The organism is Roseovarius albus (assembly GCF_900172335.1).
Taxonomy (GTDB): Bacteria; Pseudomonadota; Alphaproteobacteria; order Rhodobacterales; family Rhodobacteraceae; genus Roseovarius; species Roseovarius albus.
In genome coordinates this window covers 1-16,538 of the sequence record NZ_FWFX01000025.1, presented here as the reverse complement: position 1 = coordinate 16,538, position 16,538 = coordinate 1, and the positions used below count along the sequence as shown (strand labels likewise).

The window sequence follows — 16,538 nt, the reverse complement described above, 5'->3', positions numbered from 1 at the left end:
GCACATGACCGCAGCGACACATCCAGTCCAACAAAGTAATCCATCATCTATCTCCCTTGTTCACAGCTATCCTGTGATCCTATCGGGAGCTCGACCTCAAAACAGAGGCAGCCCAATTACGCATGCTCTGGGCCGACCATGCGAACGCTATTGTCTAGCAATCAGCGCTTTGCAGCCTCTCGTACAGGTTGCAGCATCCAGTAGTTTGGGCTCGCTGCCGCCATTATGTCGGTCGCAGCATGTGCACATCACAGGCGCACCATCACCAGCAAGGACGGCCCATTGCGGACCTTTGCCCGACCGTCAAGTTTCTGCAATCGCTGCCAGCATTGCAGACATTCGTGCAGAGTGCAGCATTTTCATAGGAGCAAAAGTTGAGTAGCGGACACAGATGCCGCTGCCAGAATCGCGCCGAAAGTCTGCTAAAAGGAATGAAGCAAAGACTGTTAGCCAGAGCAGTTTTCTACGACGCCATAGATATGTCCGCTGTCAGTTTCTGTCACGACTTCCGGGGAGAAAATTTTACCTTCAAAATTTGTGCAACGGTAGCAATGTGATCCGAAACTGTGGGGTTCAGTGAGACGGCCCCAACCAGCCGTATCAACGTCATCTCGTACTATGCCGAAGCGGCTGTCAATCAACACGCGCGTGCCGCGGAAGTCGCCTTTATAGTATATCCGACCGATCATAATCTGGGGATTGATACCAAATAGCGTCAGGTTCATATCTATTCCGTCCGGGGTCATAAAACTACCGGTCCAACGCGGCCAACTGGTGTGCGGGCACCGATACAACTCGGCTCCGGGAATGAGCTCGTTATAAAAACCCTCATTATCTATGAATTCAAGCGCGGATTTGTGCTCCAGCCAGTCCCACCGAGGATCGAGCGGATCTATGCGACCCTCGCCCATATTGGATAACTCTGCCTCGCCAGAGAAGGCACCGCCACCGGAAAAACCGAGCCGGCCACCCAGCTCGAACAGCGTCAAAGTCCCCTCCTTATCTCTGGACGGGTCCTTGGATTTACCATCAAATTCCATTCGAAAGTAAATCTCTGCTCCGCGCCACTCGCCAATCCAGAAGCCGGAGTTCCGCACGACTGGGTCGCACATCTGGGGCGCGATAGCGAATTCGCATGTCTGCGAAAACGCCCTGTCGGGAACGGAGAACAGAACAATTGCGAACAGGGTCAATAGACGAAATATCAATTCATTCACCTCGGAACCAACTGTGCACAATCAATGTAGTTGTGTAAATCCCACTGCGCCAGGCTGTTCTACCCAAACTCTGGGCAAGGAAATACTGCAGCATCTGGCACTGGCCGCACGGGAACCACAATCGCAGAAGAATTTCTGGCACGGTCTCCTGGGGCAGCCACATTTGACAACCACTCGTTTTTGTTGGCACCGAAAACCCGACATTACTGCGATCCGCAGCATTCAACACTTTGGGCTTATTGCCGACCTCGGAGGTGTCAGGCATTGATACGCTCCTTATGATGCCTGCAATGTACCCGCGCGACATTCACTTACACTCTTCGTAGGTAACAAGAGCTATGACTGATAATAAATCAAAGGAAACTCAAGGGGCTTTGGTCGTTCGTTACGCCCTTGCTTTTTCTCTTTTTGGGTCCAGAAACGGCAAGCTAGTAACATCACAAGAGAGGCGTTTCATGTGGCCGTCCAGCTTACCCACTTCAAGCAAAATGCCTTCGCTAGCGTTCTCAATTGCGACGCGCGCCATCGCAATGGCATGACCCAATTGCGGAGAATGCGTTGCACTGGTAATCACGCCGACTTGCTCGCGGCCCAGAAATACCGGATCGCCATGTGACGGCATCTCTTTGCTTCGGAAGTTCAGACCGACGAGAGTGCGCCGAACTGCGTGGGCATTTCTGATAAGAGCCTGTTTTCCGATAAACGTGTCCTTTTTGAAATCGACCGCAAACCCCAAACCCGATTCCATCGCGTCCACATCCGGCCCGAATTCTGCCCCTGCGATCATTAGCCCCGCTTCGATGCGCACCATATCGAGTGCTACACCGCCCATGGGCGTCAGTCCAAGGGGTTCACCTGCCTCGATCAACGCGTCCCAAATCTCAATCGCATTGTCCCGGTCGCAAAAGATTTCATACCCCAGTTCCCCGGTGAACCCTGTGCGGCACAACAAAAATGCCGGTCCAGAGCTGTCTCCGATCCGCGCCACCGTGAAGCCGAACCACTTGATGTTTTCGAGCGCGGGGCGAGAGGGCTGCGTGTAAATGAATTTTGCCATGATTTCACGCGACTTAGGACCCTGTAGCGCAAGGTTCACCATCCGATGACCCAACGAGAGAACCCGCGCGTTCAACCCAAGCCGCTCAGCCGTTTCACGCAAATGCAGTGCAGAATTGTCTGAACCACAGCACCAGCGGTAGGTTGTTGGTTCGATGCAAAAGAGCGTGCCATCATCCATCACGCTACCCCGTTCATCACACATTAGTGCGTAGAAACCCCGGTGCTGGGCTAGTTTTTCAACATTTCGCGTCAGGCAATGTTGCAAAAGCTCGGTCGCGTCCGGTCCAACGATGTCAAACTTTCGCAGGCCCGACATATCCTGAAGCGTGGCCGCGTTCTTGCAAGCCCAATATTCCTCAATGGCACCCGTGGCATCGTAGTGTGTGGGTGTCCACAGATCACGCGACGCTGTGTACTTGTTGGTCAGTTTCGAGGTGCGCGGGTGAAAGGCTGAATGACGAGTCAGCCTGGCGGCGTCTTCTGGTTGCGCGCGCCATGAAACAGAGTGTGAAATCGTCGTATCCTCTTCATAAATGCGTACGTGAATATCGGTCGGGTTCCACCCATTAATTGGATCTACGTCATCCGGGCATGCCGTCGAGACGCAAACAAGATCGCTCAATGCTTTCATAATGACGTAGTCTCCAGGGCGGGACCAAGCCTCGTCCGACGACAGATGACCGTGCCCCCCCTCCATCCAACTGTTGAAAAAGAAGTTGATCGCAGGCCATGCCGCCCTTTGCGCAATCCCATAAGGGCTATAGGCACGTGAAATGTTGTCCGAGCAATTGATATGCCCCGGAAAGCCGCGGTCTTCGTACCCTCGGGCGGTGCACGCTAATGCAAAAGTATCGTGGCGCCCGACAGTGTCTTGCCGCACTGCCAAGAGGGGGTGGATGTCTTGGTCGTAAAATTTATCGTGTAGTCCCGGCAGAGGATAAGCACTCCTCGCCATCGTTCGGGACACTGTGGAATCTATGTAGCGCTCAAGGCCTTGCTCGAGGCTTGCAGACCGCATCGCCATAAAGTCCGAACATTGCTGCCCTTCGACATCGATGATTTGAACAAACTGGCCTTTCTTCAACTCATACGCCATGGCTGTGCCACGTTTGATGCGCCATTCATCACAGACCTTTCCCAGCGGCTCTGGCAGCAAAAGGTCTGTGGATGTATCTTCAGGGAGCTTTACTTCAACAGCAAAGTGCCCCCCCCCACCAACCGACACAAAATCGCGGACTATTGGGGAAATAACAAAGAATTTTGCTGGCTTCAGCATCCGGGTAATGAACACTTCACCCGGGTTGGAAGATGGATCGAAGATACTATAGACTGTTGAATTCCCTAGGTCGCCATCGCGGCTTGCGATCATGGCTTCCATCGTGCGGCTGTCGAACTTCGTATCGTCCCAAGAAACTCTTTGGTCTTGCGTCACGTCAATTGAAGACAAGGAGAATACTCGCTCATCCTCTGTAAGAGCGGTGATCCAAGCCTGCGCTCCGCCATCAACATTGGTGATGGACAAGATTGTGCCAGCAGGTACTTCAATATACCCTGCGCTGCCCCACTCAATGTCCAACCTCAGACGGTTCGGCGTCTTCAGTCCTCGGTATGTTTCACGAACTGAAGGCTCAGGTTTATCAACGTATATCATTGCTCGACTTCTTTCGAATGTTTAGCGCTTGCATGTCTGCCAGATTCCCATTGGCGTTCGACTGGAGCGATTTTTCACGTAATTCCTTCGGGGTACTTTCCTTATTGGATCATCGCCTGTGGCAACCATGTCGCGAGACCGGGCAAGACGATAAGAAGCGCAAGAACGATGAGGTCGAAGAAGATAAACGGGATCACACCTTTGTAGATGTCTGCGAATGTGGCCTGTCCCTTCACTCCTCCCATCACCGCGAAGAGGTTGAGCCCGACCGGGGGAGTCACGACCGAGATTTCGATCAGCTTAGTGACCACGATCCCAAACCAGATCGGATCAATACCCAGTTCCTGCGTGACAGGAAAGAAAAACGGCAGTGTCACAACCATCATGGATGTCGTGTCAAGAAAACATCCCAGCACGATGTAGATTATTGACACCAAGAGAAGGAACTTGATTGGCGTATCAGCAATAGAAGTCACCAGAAGCACGATATCGTCAATGACACCGACCACCACGAGCATTCGCGACAACAACAAACCCCCGATCAAAACAATGAAAAGGATGCAACTGATAAAGGCCGCGTCTTGCAGTGCCGGAACCAGCCACCCCTTAAATCCCTGCTTGCGAGCAAAGGCGTATAGGAAGGCTCCAAACGCCCCCACCGCGCCTGCGGCCGACGGGGGGAACGTACCGGTATAGATCCCGCCAAGCACCAGCAAAAGCAAAACAGGTATCGGCCAGATGCCCCGCAGTGCTCGAACTTTTTCCCGCATGGGAACTGCTTCTGTGATCGGTGGTGCCAAACTCGGACGAATGCTCACCAGCACCCGAACGCCCGACAGGTACACCACTGCAGTTACAAGGCCCGGAATGATCCCCGCCATCAAAAGCTGGCCAACCGATTGCTCTGTCATCACTGCGTAGATGACCATGGTGATCGAGGGTGGAATCATGGCTGCAAAGCTGCCCGCGCCAGCGATTGCTCCCAAAGACAGACTGCGCGAGTAACCATATTTGATCATTTCAGGAAACGCGATCCGGGTAAAAACAACCGCATTGACCGCTGTCGATCCGGATATGGCAGCGAAGATTGCGGACCCGACAATCACCGCCTGATACAACCCCCCCTTCATTCGGCGCAACCATAGGTCAGCTACCCGGAAGACCTCTGCAGTCACTCCCGAGGCCTCAGCCAGCACCCCCATGAGCACAAACATGGGCAAGACAGCCAACGAGTAGTCGTTGACCACTGCGAAGGGCAAAGTTTGTAATTGGCCAAATGCGAAATTGGGACCAAGGTCAACCAGCATACCACCGATGCCAACCAGGCCCATGGCCACACCTACAGGAATACCCAAAGCCAAGAAAAGGAACAGGCATCCAGCGGCAAGAATTGCGAATGTAAGCGGATCCATAGCTTTACCTCGACATAATTACGGAAGTTGCGACTCGCGCTCGACGGCGCGTTCGGTCTCGGTGGCGTCATTGCGGCCAGTCAGGCAGGCAAAAAGATCATAGACGCACTGCAAAACCATAAGCGACGCCCCAAGCGCCAAGGCAAAACGCGCGGGCCAGATCGGGAAATTAATTGCCCCGGATACATATTCGCCAACCTCGTATCCCCTCAGGCCAGATTTCCATCCGAACCAGGCGATCAGCGCAAAAAATGTCAAATTACACAGATATTGTAGAATTTCAGTGAGTTTGCGCAGTGGTTTGGGTAAGTGGTCCGTCAGCACGGTTACCTGAATGTGCGCTCTTTGGGCTTGAGCGAGCGCGATGGAAAAGAAAATAACGATAACCATCATTGTCGCCATAAACTCGAATGCCGCTGGGATTGGTGAAGCAAGGGCGTTGGTGCCAAATACATCAAGCGCCCCAGTAAGCATCATTGCCAACATCGCAAATCCGGCAAAGATCGCTGCCCCTCTCCGCAAATTTCGAAGCATTCGGGCTATCGCGGTTTCGCTGACGTGCCTGTTGTCACTGTTCGACATGAGTGCCTCCTGATTACGGTTGCCGCAAGTGAGTGATTGTTGCGTCTCGTCGGAGCAGCGCCTTGTGCCCGAAGTCACAGCTGGCTTTGCGGGACTGAGAAGTGGCGCTTGGTCAATACCTTTGACGCCTACCGCCAACTCCAGAATCGTTTACAAGAAGCGCTCAACCCAAATCGTTTGCGGGTATGATCGAGTGTTTTCGTGGCAAATATAGTGGTGATGATGTGACGCCCATTCTGTTGGAAAAATGGGCGTCAGCTAACCGAGATCTATGGAACAACTTCGCCCCAGATCGAGATCATTTTGCGAGCAGCATCGCCTTTGCCTTTCTCATCCATTGTCGCAATGAAATCGGCAAAGAAATCAGGGTTTGCATCTCGCCACTTCTGCCTTTCTTCTTCAGGAAACTCGTGGAAAGTGACACCCAATTCAGCCAGCGTTGCGCGCGCACCTGCATCGGCCGCCAAAGTTGCGTCACGATCCTTTCTCATGGCTTCACGTGACACTTCTTCGATGATTACTTGATGCTCAGGGCTTAATTCATTCCAGGCGTCCAGAGAAATCCAAGTGGCATTAGTCGGCCCCTCCCAAATAGTGATTTCTGAAACGTGTTTGGCGACTTCATAAATCTTGTAGTTCACGATCAGATCCACAGAGAATGGGATGCAATCAACCGTGCCGCGTGAAAGGCCTTCGTACACTTCAGGAAGGAAAAGCGTCACCGGGGTTGCCCCTACGGCCTCTGCGGCTTTGGGCAGGGCCTCGCCCCAGGTGCGAAACTTTTTGCCCGCCATGCCAAGGACATCAGTCACTGGTTCCTTGCAGACCAATAGGTAAGGGTTCAAGTGGTGAAAGAATAACGTCTTAAGTCCGTTCTCCTCGGCCTCTTCATTGAGCGCAGGAACTTCATCCATCAGACGCTCCATTAGCTCTGTCGCCTGGCCGACGCTCTCCATTGCCATCGGAATGGAGTTCGGCGCAGCATGCATCGGAAGCTGAGCTGGAAAATAGCCCGGTGACATCATCGCAATTTCGATGGCACCACTGCGCATCAACTCCAGATTCTCTCCGGCTTTACCCAAAGCGCCACTAAAGAAGAGCCGAACTTCCACCTCACCATCGGTGCGCTTTTCAATTTCTTCTGCCCACCATTTATCAACCTGAGAACCGGAATGTGCCTCGGGCCACTGGCTGTTAGCTTTCAGCGTTGTTTTCGCGAATACGGGTTGCGCAGCAAGAAGACCGCCGCACAGTACCGCAGCACTGACCAGCCCCAATCCGGTGCGCTTAAATCCAAGTAAATCCATGAATGACTCTCCCTGTTTTTGAAGACTGTGCTGGTGACCGGCACTGCATTCAGTCAGCAATTTTGGTGTTGTAGTCTCACGCTAACAAAGCCAGATTAATAATAAAACTCGGCAATTTATTATATTTATTGATAAGTATTTATTATGTATGATACTTAGAATCATGGCCAAGTCCCCTTTAGATCACCGCCAATTAGAAGCGCTTTATTGGGTCGCTAAGCTGGGTAGTTTTGCTTCCGCGGCGCGCAAACTGAATACAAGTCAACCAGCAATATCGCAGAGAATTCGCGATCTCGAAGCAAGCCTAGGCGTGATGCTCTTTGATCGAAGTCGCCGGCGTGCTGCCCTTACTCCGAAAGGTAAAGAAGCCGTCGACAGTGCCGAAAAAATATTATCCATCGGGGCGGAACTGCAGGAGCGCTTGTCCAAACAGGAAAGCCTAAGCGGTTTGTTACGCATAGGGGTCAATGAGACTGTCGCTTTGTCTTGGCTGCCTCAACTCGTGGAACTAGTGAACGAAAAAATTCCGAATTTGGTTTTAGAGGTCCACGTGGGTCTAACCCAAACGCTCTGGAATAGGTATGAGCGCGGCGATCTAGAGCTTCTGCTGGTTTCAGGCCCCATTGAGCCTGACGGAGTTACCCTAGAATCATTAGGGACGACAACCTACACATGGATGTCCGCGCCCCAATCAGGACTTCCCAAACACCGCATTACCCCAGCCGATTTTGAAGGATTACCGATAATTACCCACGGCCATGGGTCAACCATGCACAAAGATATTCTTATGTGGTTCCAAAACGATACGCCGCGATTCCGCAAAAGTGATGTATGCCACTCGCTTTCAGTGATGGCAGCTTTGACCGTATCGGGTTTGGGGATCAGCATGCTCCCTCCGCTTATCTATCAAAGTGAAATCGAAAGCGGAAAGTTGATCGATTTGGAACCCGAACCTCCTTTGGAGCCGCTAGAATTTTGGGCTGTTTACCCGCAGCGTGCAGTTTCACCCTTGCCAGCAATCATTAGCGATCTCGCTCGTCAAGTAAGCACTTTTGAGAAAGTCACAGACGAATTAAACGTATAGAAAAGTCAAATTCTAGCCGGATCAATGTAGATACCCTCATCGGGTTGAAGCTCTGTTTGAAATTCAGGAATTCAATAAGTGTTCGTTGTATTGGATTATGCGCTTTCGGGTCCCTGTCAAAATATGTTGGTTCATACGAGCAGCTCAGAAAACTCGTTAGTCCTTTTCATTTCGACAAGATCAAATTAACCCGCGACACCGAACAGCTCGCAGGCATTCTCTTTGCCTATTCCGATACGGCTGAAATCAACATTTATAATCTCGTTACACCGGATTTCTTGGCTCGTCTTGACCATGCTTGCAACCATCGGTGGGGCCTTGTCATTGAACTGCTGATTGATGTTTTGATTGAAGCAAAGCTGAATGGAAAGACTCAATTACAAACGAAGGATTTTGCTGAGCAGTTTGCTTTAAAAACTGGCGACCCTAAGAGATACTCGCCTTTCACAGTACCAAATTACTTGGAAGTCTTTGACCCGCAAAGATTATATGAATTGTACCAATAGCTACTAGGAAATCACCTCTGGAACGCAACAGGCTCGCCATTTGGCGGGCCTTTTATTTATCTGGCTTATGCATGCTTATGCTTCCGGCGTGCATGCTTATGGTATGCCGTAATTTTGACGGAAGTTTAAAGCATTGTATTTATAGAATAATTTTTAATAAAATACTGCAACCCTTTCTGATTGGTGCACGCTTATGCCCCATTGGCATCGGTTCGTTCATTCTAAAAGACACCGACCACCTGTCTGAAATCAGTCTTGTGGATCCTCAAGGTTGGAAATTTTCTTCTCCCTGTTTGAGCCCTGACGGCCCATACAAAAAAACTGCCAACTCTGTCGCGACAGCATACGACAGACCTTCAATTCTCACTGATGAATCGACCGGTCGTGAAATGACATGCTCACCAATCCGAACTTTTGGAACGTCCTCAAGTGTCACGATTGAAGTTTGAATCGCCCCTCCAAAGATCAAACGTGTTCTGCCAAGCTGTTCATTCGTCAGCGAATCGAATACGCGCACATTCGATACTAGGAATTGCCCACTTTTACCCAGCAGATTCTGTCCAGCGAATCCTCTCAAACGCAAATCGATGTGTACCGGCGTTACACCCGATATATTGGCGCCGCTCAAAATGCCCTGAGAAAAATACTGCGTTGAATCGATGTATTGGCTCTGTTCGTTGAGACTTAAATAGTTGGACACAGGATCATAGTTTTGGGTATCCAAAGAACCTTCCCCAGCTTCAAAATCTCCCCAGCTCACATCGACCGTCGTTACTTTAAACGTTGCAGCGACATCACGAGGGATCTGTCTGTTGCCTATCTTCTCCGCCAGGGATTCCGCTGCGGCAGGCCCAACAGCGATTGCCGACAACATTGTTCCCATCAAAATGCGTCTACTCATCTCGCCCATGTGATCTCTCTCGTCTTTCATTATTTTTGAAACAGATAAATCATCTATAGATTTAAAAACAACCCTGCGAAGGGCATCTACGGTTCCGGTTGATAAATCGCTTCCAATACCAGATCGGAGTCCCCGGAATCAAAAAAGGCGCCCAATGGCGCCTTTCCTGAACACTCCAAAGCACTTAGCTAGCCGAGTTGTTTTCCAGTGCGGTCAGCAGTGCGCCCAGATTATGCTGGAACATCGCCAGATAGCTAGTGGCCGGGCCGCCACGCTCGGACAGAGCGTCCGAGAACAGGCGTCCGCCGATGGCGATACCAGTTTCATCCGCGATCTGGTTGATCAGTGCAGGGCTCGTGATGTTTTCAACGAACAGGGCCGCAGCACCATCTTTTTTCAACTGCTCGATCAAAACTGCCAAGTCCTTCGCAGATGGTTCTGCCTCAGTGTCGATGCCAACCGGGGCCAGGAAGGTCATGCCATAGGCGTCGGCCAGATAACCGAACGCATCGTGTGCGGTGACAACCGTGCGGCGGTCCGCTGGCAACTCGGCCAGTTTTTCGCGCGTCTCAGTGTCTAACGCTTTCAGCTCGGCAATGTAGGCTTCTGCGTTCTTGGCGTAAACATCTGCATGATCTGGATCAGCTTCGGCCATCACGTCCGCAACATTTTGTACGTATACGATACCGTTGAGCAAAGAGTTCCAAGCGTGTGGATCAACTTCGCCTTCGACTTTAACCTCTTTGACACCTTTGGTAGCGACATGAACCGATGCTTCGGTACCTGATTCCGCGATCAGAGTGTCAGACCATGTTTCAAAGCCCAGACCATTGACGAAAACGATATCAGCCTCAGCAACAGCCTTCGCATCCGCAACAGAAGGCTGATAGACGTGCGCATCTGCGTCTGGCCCCACAATGGTGGTTACCTCAGCATGATCGCCGACAACCTGTTCAACCATGTCGCCCAGGATCGAAAAGCTGGCAACGATTTTCAGGTCTTCACCCGCGAGAGCTGGCAGAGCAAAAAGAGAGAGGGACGCCGTGGCAAGCCCGGCGCGTAGGGAGGTTAAGAAAGTCATGAAGTCCTCGTTTCTTGAGTGGATTGTTTAGAAGTTTGAGTGTCCACTAGCGATGCTTTGGTGGACGTTTTTTTAAGCCTCCGGCCAAAGCCGTGTGGCGCGAAAATGACGGAAATCAGGAAGATACCGCCCGCGACCAGCACAATGGCCGGGCCGGATGGGGTATCCGGGAACAGATACGATAGCGTCAGGCCGATCCAGCAGCTCAGCAGCGCAAAGATAAAGCCCAAGATCAGCTGCCCAGTGATGGTCGCCGCCCAATAGCGTGCGGCCGTTGCGGGCAAAATCATCAGCCCCACGGCCATCAGGGTGCCAAGGGTTTTGAACGCAGCCAGCAGGTTCAGGACCAGCAGCAACATGAACCCCTGATCGATAATCCACGGATGCTTGAACTGCGACTCAAAGAACACTGGATCACAGGTGCTAACGATCAAAGGGCGCAGCAGGACCGAGAAGGTCAGCAAGGTGATCGTTGCAACCCCGCCAACCAACAGCATCGATGCATCATCAATCCCAAGAATTGACCCGAACAGAAAGCTTTTCAATGGTACGGCAGACCCCGCCGCTGACAGGATAAAAATCCCAGACGCGAGTGCAATCAGGTAGAGCGAGGCAAGGCTCGCATCACTGCGCAGGATGGTTTTGCGTGCCAAAAGCGCGGTCAGAATGGCAACCCCGACCCCGGCGATCAATCCGCCGATCAACAGCGACATCACCGACAGCCCCGCTGTGACAAAGCCGATGACAACGCCCGGCGTAATGGCATGGGCCATCGCTTCACCCGCCAGCGACAAACGCCGCAGGACCAAAAAAGCTCCGACCGGCGCAACCGACGCCGACAGTACTGAGGTGACGACAAAGGCGCGTTGCATAAAGGCAAAGCCCCACATTTCATTGATCAGATCAAACATCGGCCAGTTCCTCCGCCACAGGGTTCGTGGCTTTGCGGAACATCCAGGAGGCCTGACTTTCCGACATATATTTTTGCGCCACCAGACGCTCGGGCGTCAGCACATCATCGACCATGCCATAAGTTGCCGTATCATCTCCCAGCAGCAGCGCGTGAGTGCAATGGTCCAGAACCGATGACAAATCGTGAATCACCAGAACCACTGCCCGGCCCTCGTCGCGCCAACGCTCGATGATGGTCAGAAGATGCGCCTCGGTGCTTTGGTCCACGGCAGCAAAAGGCTCGTCCAACAGAATGAGCGGCGCGTCCTGCAGGATCACACGCGCAAACAATGTGCGCTGTAGCTGCCCGCCTGATAGGGTGTGCAATGGCTGATCCGCAATGTCCCATACGCCCGCCTCATCCAATGCCGCGGCGACACGCCTGCGACCGGCCTTGTCCAGTCCGCCCCACAGGCCAAAGCCGCGCCAGGCCCCCATCGCTGCCAGATCGCGCACGCGAATGGGGAAGCGGCGGTCAAACTCGGTCATCTGCGCCAGATAGCCCACCTCACGCGGACGGCCTTGCGGCCAGTGCGCCTCACCAGACAGCTGCGGCAACAGGCCCAGCAGCATTTTCACAAAGGTACTTTTGCCCGAGCCATTCGCCCCCAACACCGCCAAGGTGGTGCCGGATTCGATGTCAAAAGACAGGTTTTGACAAAGCGTCCGACCGGGATAGCCGAGCGCCAGATCACGCAACTCAAGAATTTTAGTCATTAGATTACAACGAAAATCGCCAGCCAGAGGAGTGCCGAAAGTCCCGCCGCACCGCCGATCAGGCCAACGGCACTCATCTCGGTCAGGCAGGGGGTTTGGCGGGCAACGGTGATCTCGTCATCCGATTGCCACAGGGCAGACCGATCTGCGCGCACAACATCAGGAGCAGAGCTCATAGCGTGCCCTCCTGTACTGCGACAGTTCTATTTTCAATCGTTCTCAGGCTGTTTTTCTTATAATTGAGCCAGCACATCGCGACCTCCTCTGACGAGGGGTGCAAAGGAGAACGCATTTTGATTCGGCATAGGCCGCTTGGAACATCGTTGCCTCCATCCGGAACACCCCGCCCGGGTTAGAATTACGGTTGCGATGGTAGGTCTCCTGACTTGCGGATCTCAGCTCCCCCGATCCTTCCCGTGCCCTCAGGGGCTCAGTGGATCATCTCGGGGTCGCTCACCGCTCACAGTTGCGGGGGCAGTTACGGACTAGGCGCCTAATGGCTACACCTCACCGTATTCCCTTTTACGCCTGCGCCGCTTTGCAGCGCAAACACCATCGGAGGTTTTTCTGACATACACAATCTAAGTTGTCCATGTTTATTAATGCCCGCCCCGCCATATTTTTGACAACTCTCTCAAAAATGAAGTTGCAACAGGGATATGGCATACAAGCCGCTAAACAGTCTGATTTTGCAAAGCATTTAGCTTCTAAGTCACCTTATACCGCTCCGCACTCTTCTCGGGCCATTTGTTCATTGGCACCACTGAAAACGTGGGTTGCGGTAGAACCTGTTTTTCGAGCCTGCTATTTGGCATCGACCAGTTCCAACTCAGGAAAATCCGATTTCGCACAGGCCTGAATGAATTGCGCCAGGTCTCTGAAAGATTGCGCCCTGCCCGCTCCCTTACGCCAGACCAGCCCGATGGAACGGAACACTCGACGTCCTTTAAGGGGTAAGGCAACGACATCGCTCTCGGGTGGGATTTCAGATTTCGCGTAAAGTGCTGGGACAAATGTCGTGCCCATATCCATGGCCACCATCTGGCGAAGGGCATCCAGGCTGGTCCCAACGTAATCATGCACAATGTTGGCGCCAAACTCTTCACAAAGGGCATGCACCTGATCGTGCAAATGAAAATCTGGAGCCAGCGACAGAACCGGTAGATTTTCGAGATCTTTGATTGAGACGCCTTCTTGCACAGCAAGTGGATGATCTCGAGATACGGTTAATAAAATCGGCTCCCGAAACAGCGGAGTCGCCACTAAATCGCTGCTTCTCAAGGGTAACTTGGCCAAAATTACATCATGAATGCCGTTCGCCAATTCACTTTCCAAACGACTCGGCACACATTCTCGAATGTAGAGCTTGAAGTCCGGATGTTCCCGATGCAATGCAGACGTAATTAGAGGAAGCAGATAAGGCCCTAAAGTGGCCTGAACTCCCAATCGAATCGTACCCGTCAGACCCTGCTGCGCATAGGTTGCGAAATCCGCTATGCCCTGCACGTCAACCAAGACCGAACGTGCGCGGTCCACAACCTCTCGCCCTGCTGGTGTCATAAGTACCTCGCCACGCCCACGCTCAACCAGCAACACCCCAAGCTCCTCCTCAAGATTCTGTATCTGAACGCTCAATGATGGCTGGCTCACATCGCACAATTCAGCAGCACGTCGAAAATGCTTCTGATCCGCTACGGCCACAAGATACCGAAGTTGTTTCAGAGTAATCTTATTGGTGGTCATATCTTATCCTCTGGTTACGTCCAGATCACCATTCAACGATAGATAAAATCTATCAGTATTTCCAGATTTCTCCCATTATTATTATCGACATCGCACCTCATATGTAAATCGTAACAAGCCGCTGACGCATTCAATGCCACAGTAGCCAATATGTTTGAGGAGTAAGTCAATGACCACCAGCCCAACGCATACGCGATCTCGCGTTCGCACTTTGCACTCCGGTGCCGGGCAGGTCATTTCGGCATCTGCACTGGGTATGAAGCACCGCTTCAGCCTGCAAGAGATGCCTCATTACTTAATAAGTCCAGACCAACGGCAATAGTCAAACACACCGGATCAGACAGTACCCGAAACAAGTGCGACCCCGGATAGCGCTGATGCCAATCCATGTATTGGCCCAATGCAATACGGCGGTTCTCACTTGCGTCAAAGCAACTTTAATTCGACAAGGAGTCAGTTATGAAATCTACGACCTACCTGAAATCTGGCGTCGCGATTGCCGGTCTTGCCCTTCTGTATACGGCAACACCCAGCCAATCCTACGCCAAGCAATACAATATGTGTAACTTGGAAGCCGTGCCCGATCGCGTCATCAATAAAGTCACCAGAAGTGCAGATTACGAAAAAATTCTGCAACAGATGTTCACCAATTGCCCGGAAAGCGCACTGTCCCTGACAGCCTCTGCAACAGGTTCAACCAGTGGCGGAAGCTCCAGCGGCGGGCCAGGTAATGGGTCCGGTGGTGGCAACGACGGCTCCGGTGGCGGTAGCGGCGGTGGATCCGGTGGCGGCAGCGGCGGTGGGTCCGGTGGCGGTAGCGGCGGTGGTTCCGGTGGCGGTAGCGGCGGCGGCTCCGGTGGCGGTAGCGGCGGCGGCTCCGGTGGCGGTAGCGGCGGTGGTTCCGGTGGCGGCAGCGGCGGCGGCTCCGGTGGCGGTAGCGGCGGTGGTTCCGGTGGCGGCAGCGGCGGTGGTTCCGGTGGCGGTAGCGGCGGTGGTTCCGGTGGCGGTGGTCACGGCGGTGGCCATGGTGGTGGTCACGGCGGTGGTCACGGTGGCGGCCATGGTGGTGGTCACGGCGGTGGTCACGGTGGCGGCCATGGCGGTGGCCATGGTGGTGGTCACGGCGGTGGCCACGGTGGAAGCGGCCCCGGCAACGGCAACGGCAATGGCGGCAACTCGGGCAACGGCGGCGGAAACAACGGCGGTAGTGGTCCCGGAACCGGCAATGGCGGTGGCAACAATGGCCAAGGCGGCGGCGCTGGAAATGGCGGCGGGGGCAACGGCAACGGAGGAGGCCGCGGCTAACCTCTCCCCAAATGTCAATAAGGAGGGCGCCTTATTCGGGCGCCCTCTCTTAACTGAATAGGAGAATGGTCCGAATAGCGTAGCGGGCTACTTCAATTCTTGATCACACCACCGGCCAACACCGCCTGCCATTTATGTTTTGCTTTCGGGTTCTGCAGCTTCAAAAACGTGTACCCCGTGCTGCGCCACGACACAATCTTACTGGTCAGGTTATCAAGAACGAGATCCCCTCGATCTGTCCGCAAAACCAATACAGCATGACTGTTCAGGTCTCGATCAAGAACCGTCGCAATCAGCAACCTATCTGACGAAACTCCATGTGACATCAGGCGCATTTTCTTGGACAAGGCAAAGTCTTCACAATCGCCTCCGCGTGTTGTGGGCAATGCCCAGTATTCCTCTTTTCCGTATTGGTCCTGATCTTCGATTTCTTTTGTCTGTCGGTTCACCTGTGTGTTCACACGTTTGGCCAGCTTCAGGATTACCTCGGATGAAAGCTGTGATTTGTTGCTTCGCGCACAGGCCCAGGGATAGCGCGCACAAACACCTGAAAATCCATCGGGGGCCACGCTCGCACGCTTAGGCGCAAGAAACAAACCGTTGTTTCCACCCGCATTTGCTTCGCCACCAAGTCCCGCAAAAGCGAGCGAAACGCAGAGCATCGTTGAAAAGGAAATAGTTTGGAGGCGAGCTAGTTTGAAAATCCGCGCCGTATAGGGTTGCTTCAATATTTGTTCATTCATCGCCCATATGTTCCACAATCACACAGTCGCCCCCACCGCATGCGTAGTCTGCACAAGCTTAACACGCCTTGAGCGGTTCTGTCACGCAGCGACACTTTGATCTCAGTATTGTGATACTATCGTACCACCTTCACCCCTCAATCACGCCTTGAAACTCGCGCCATTCGCCTTTGCTCATGCCCGAGGCTTCCTGTGTGACCGCCTCGCCTTTCAGCATCCGGCGGACGCAGTCGAGCGCGGTCGAGGACAGTGTGGCCCCGCCCATGCGGTAATCCTCGA

Annotated in this window: 15 protein-coding genes, 1 pseudogene and 1 riboswitch; of the genes and pseudogenes, 3 read left to right on the top strand and 13 right to left on the bottom strand. The window is 53.0% G+C overall.

Going from position 1 to position 16,538, the window contains the following annotated elements:
• Nucleotides 1–446: 446 nt before the first annotated feature.
• The 5 genes from ROA7450_RS20435 to ROA7450_RS20410 all read right to left on the bottom strand — a co-directional run bounded on the left by ROA7450_RS20435 (nt 447) and on the right by ROA7450_RS20410 (nt 7,228).
• Nucleotides 447–1,040 carry a hypothetical protein gene (locus ROA7450_RS20435; RefSeq protein WP_143534554.1) on the bottom strand — a complete coding sequence of 198 codons (594 nt, stop codon included), beginning with the start codon at nt 1,038–1,040 and terminating at the stop codon, nt 447–449.
• A 562-nt stretch (nt 1,041–1,602) separates the two neighbouring features.
• Nucleotides 1,603–3,927 carry a DUF1989 domain-containing protein gene (locus ROA7450_RS20425; RefSeq protein WP_085807815.1) on the bottom strand — a complete coding sequence of 775 codons (2,325 nt, stop codon included), beginning with the start codon at nt 3,925–3,927 and terminating at the stop codon, nt 1,603–1,605.
• A 101-nt stretch (nt 3,928–4,028) separates the two neighbouring features.
• Nucleotides 4,029–5,339, bottom strand: a complete 1,311-nt coding sequence (locus tag ROA7450_RS20420; RefSeq protein WP_085807814.1) for a TRAP transporter large permease — start codon at nt 5,337–5,339, stop codon at nt 4,029–4,031.
• A gap of 18 nt (nt 5,340–5,357) precedes the next feature.
• Entirely contained in the window at nt 5,358–5,921 is a 564-nt protein-coding gene (locus tag ROA7450_RS20415) for a TRAP transporter small permease (RefSeq protein WP_085807813.1), read from the bottom strand.
• A gap of 269 nt (nt 5,922–6,190) precedes the next feature.
• Nucleotides 6,191–7,228, bottom strand: coding sequence for a C4-dicarboxylate TRAP transporter substrate-binding protein (locus ROA7450_RS20410; protein ID WP_085807812.1), 1,038 nt, complete (start codon nt 7,226–7,228; stop codon nt 6,191–6,193).
• Nucleotides 7,229–7,391: 163 nt separating this feature from the next.
• Between ROA7450_RS20410 and ROA7450_RS20405 the strand changes: the two genes are divergently transcribed.
• Both ROA7450_RS20405 and ROA7450_RS20400 read left to right on the top strand, forming a co-directional pair.
• Nucleotides 7,392–8,312: a LysR family transcriptional regulator gene (locus ROA7450_RS20405; RefSeq protein WP_159454121.1), complete on the top strand. Its 921-nt coding sequence runs from the start codon at nt 7,392–7,394 to the stop codon at nt 8,310–8,312.
• Nucleotides 8,313–8,368: 56 nt separating this feature from the next.
• Nucleotides 8,369–8,818 (top strand): hypothetical protein, encoded by a 450-nt coding sequence (locus tag ROA7450_RS20400; RefSeq protein ID WP_085807810.1) that lies wholly within the window; start codon nt 8,369–8,371, stop codon nt 8,816–8,818.
• A 265-nt stretch (nt 8,819–9,083) separates the two neighbouring features.
• Here ROA7450_RS20400 and ROA7450_RS20395 read toward each other — a convergent pair whose 3' ends face one another.
• The 6 genes from ROA7450_RS20395 to ROA7450_RS20375 all read right to left on the bottom strand — a co-directional run bounded on the left by ROA7450_RS20395 (nt 9,084) and on the right by ROA7450_RS20375 (nt 14,211).
• Nucleotides 9,084–9,749 carry a hypothetical protein gene (locus tag ROA7450_RS20395; RefSeq protein WP_143534553.1) on the bottom strand — a complete coding sequence of 222 codons (666 nt, stop codon included), beginning with the start codon at nt 9,747–9,749 and terminating at the stop codon, nt 9,084–9,086.
• Nucleotides 9,750–9,903: 154 nt separating this feature from the next.
• Entirely contained in the window at nt 9,904–10,800 is an 897-nt protein-coding gene (locus ROA7450_RS20390) for a metal ABC transporter solute-binding protein, Zn/Mn family (protein ID WP_085807808.1), read from the bottom strand.
• Nucleotides 10,797–11,711, bottom strand: coding sequence for a metal ABC transporter permease (locus ROA7450_RS20385; protein WP_234999620.1), 915 nt, complete (start codon nt 11,709–11,711; stop codon nt 10,797–10,799). The genes ROA7450_RS20390 and ROA7450_RS20385 overlap by 4 nt, the downstream gene beginning before the upstream one ends.
• Entirely contained in the window at nt 11,704–12,468 is a 765-nt protein-coding gene (locus ROA7450_RS20380) for a metal ABC transporter ATP-binding protein (RefSeq protein WP_085807807.1), read from the bottom strand. The genes ROA7450_RS20385 and ROA7450_RS20380 overlap by 8 nt, the downstream gene beginning before the upstream one ends.
• The gene (locus tag ROA7450_RS21090; protein ID WP_159454120.1) at nt 12,468–12,644 is read right to left on the bottom strand and encodes a hypothetical protein; all 177 of its coding nucleotides are present in this window, start codon (nt 12,642–12,644) and stop codon (nt 12,468–12,470) included. The genes ROA7450_RS20380 and ROA7450_RS21090 overlap by 1 nt, the downstream gene beginning before the upstream one ends.
• Nucleotides 12,645–12,822: 178 nt before the next feature.
• Nucleotides 12,823–13,040, bottom strand: a riboswitch (cobalamin riboswitch).
• A 232-nt stretch (nt 13,041–13,272) separates the two neighbouring features.
• Nucleotides 13,273–14,211 (bottom strand): hydrogen peroxide-inducible genes activator, encoded by a 939-nt coding sequence (locus ROA7450_RS20375; protein ID WP_085807806.1) that lies wholly within the window; start codon nt 14,209–14,211, stop codon nt 13,273–13,275.
• Between the two features lie 459 nt (nt 14,212–14,670).
• Between ROA7450_RS20375 and ROA7450_RS21210 the strand changes: the two genes are divergently transcribed.
• Nucleotides 14,671–15,516, top strand: coding sequence for a hypothetical protein (locus ROA7450_RS21210; protein WP_200812997.1), 846 nt, complete (start codon nt 14,671–14,673; stop codon nt 15,514–15,516).
• Between the two features lie 92 nt (nt 15,517–15,608).
• On the opposite strand, the gene ROA7450_RS20365 is transcribed toward ROA7450_RS21210, so the two are convergent.
• Together ROA7450_RS20365 and ROA7450_RS20860 are read right to left on the bottom strand one after the other, a co-directional pair.
• A complete protein-coding gene (locus tag ROA7450_RS20365) occupies nt 15,609–16,178 on the bottom strand; it encodes a transglutaminase-like cysteine peptidase (protein WP_085807818.1) in 570 nt (189 codons plus the stop codon).
• 211 nt (nt 16,179–16,389) lie between these two features.
• Nucleotides 16,390–16,538, bottom strand: a pseudogene (locus ROA7450_RS20860) (FAD-dependent thymidylate synthase); the annotation flags it as partial.